Below are 1,884 nucleotides of genomic sequence, written 5' to 3'. Positions count from 1 at the left end.
TCAAGGTATCTGTGTGTTGTTTCAGATACCGCACAGTGGACGCGTAGCTTCTTTGTGGTAAGTCCTCGGCCTATTAGTACCAGTCACCTGCATACATTACTGTACTTCCAGTTCTGGCCTATCAACCCGGTGGTCTGCCGGGGGCCTTACCCCCTCGAGGGGGTGAGAAACCTCATCTTGGAACAGGCTTCCCGCTTAGATGCTTTCAGCGGTTATCCCTTCCGAACGTAGCTAACCAGCGGTGCTCCTGGCGGAACAACTGGCACACCAGAGGTTCGTCCGTCCCGGTCCTCTCGTACTAGGGACAGCCTTCCTCAAGTTTCTTACGCGCGCGGCGGATAGAGACCGAACTGTCTCACGACGTTCTAAACCCAGCTCGCGTGCCGCTTTAATGGGCGAACAGCCCAACCCTTGGGACCTACTCCAGCCCCAGGATGCGACGAGCCGACATCGAGGTGCCAAACCATCCCGTCGATATGGACTCTTGGGGAAGATCAGCCTGTTATCCCCGGGGTACCTTTTATCCGTTGAGCGACACCGCTTCCACTTGCCGGTGCCGGATCACTAGTCCCGACTTTCGTCCCTGCTCGACCTGTCAGTCTCACAGTCAAGCTCCCTTGTGCACTTGCACTCGACACCTGATTGCCAACCAGGCTGAGGGAACCTTTGGGCGCCTCCGTTACATTTTGGGAGGCAACCGCCCCAGTTAAACTACCCACCAGGCACTGTCCCTGAACCAGATCATGGTCCGAGGTTAGAGGTCCAATTCGATCAGAGTGGTATTTCAACAACGACTCCACGATAACTGGCGTCACCGTTTCACAGTCTCCCACCTATCCTACACAAACCGAACCGAACACCAATACCAAGCTGTAGTGAAGGTCCCGGGGTCTTTTCGTCCTGCCGCGCGTAACGAGCATCTTTACTCGTAATGCAATTTCGCCGAGTCTACGGTTGAGACAGCTGAGAAGTCGTTACGCCATTCGTGCAGGTCGGAACTTACCCGACAAGGAATTTCGCTACCTTAGGATGGTTATAGTTACCACCGCCGTTTACTGGGGCTTAAATTCTCAGCTTCGCCATTACTGGCTAACCGGTCCTCTTAACCTTCCAGCACCGGGCAGGCGTCAGTCCGTATACATCGTCTTACGACTTCGCACGGACCTGTGTTTTTAGTAAACAGTCGCTTCTCACTGGTCTCTGCGGCCCCACCCAGCTCGGACAGTAAATGTCGTCACCAGACAGGGCCCCCCTTCTCCCGAAGTTACGGGGGCATTTTGCCGAGTTCCTTAACCATAGTTATCTCGATCGCCTTAGTATTCTCTACCTGACCACCTGTGTCGGTTTGGGGTACGGGCCGTGTGAAAGCTCGCTAGAGGCTTTTCTCGGCAGCATAGGATCACTGAATTCGCCTCAATCGGCTACGCATCACGTCTCAGGCTTTAATGCGACCCGGATTTGCCTAGGTCACGCCCTACACGCTTACACCGGTATTACCACTGACCGGCCCAGCTACCTTCCTGCGTCACCCCATCGCTTGGCTACTACCAGATCAGGTCCCGTGCATCCACCAACTCGAGACCCGAAGGTCTTCTCGTGGCTTCAGGACGGTTAGTATCACTGATTCACCATGGGCGCGTTCACACGGGTACGGGAATATCAACCCGTTGTCCATCGGCTACGCCTGTCGGCCTCGTCTTAGGTCCCGACTCACCCTGGGCGGATTAACCTGGCCCAGGAACCCTTGGTCATTCGGCGGACGAGTTTCTCACTCGTCTTTCGCTACTCATGCCTGCATTCTCACTCGTGTGGCCTCCACGGCTAGGTCACCCTGCCGCTTCCATGGCCACACGACGCTCCCCTACCCATCCACACACCTGCCAC

The 1,884-nt window shown here is 55.7% G+C and carries 1 rRNA gene (running past one end of the window); it reads right to left on the bottom strand.

What is annotated here, in order from left to right:
• Positions 1–53: 53 nt before the first annotated feature.
• Positions 54–1,884, bottom strand: a 23S ribosomal RNA gene (locus ACFRFQ_RS30435) (it continues 1,382 nt past the right edge of the window).

This window comes from Rhodococcus sp. NPDC056743, from assembly GCF_042790355.1.
In the GTDB taxonomy this organism is placed as follows: domain Bacteria; phylum Actinomycetota; class Actinomycetes; order Mycobacteriales; family Mycobacteriaceae; genus Rhodococcus_F.
Note: the sequence above shows the minus strand (reverse complement) of the source record. Positions and strands in the feature narration are given on the sequence as shown.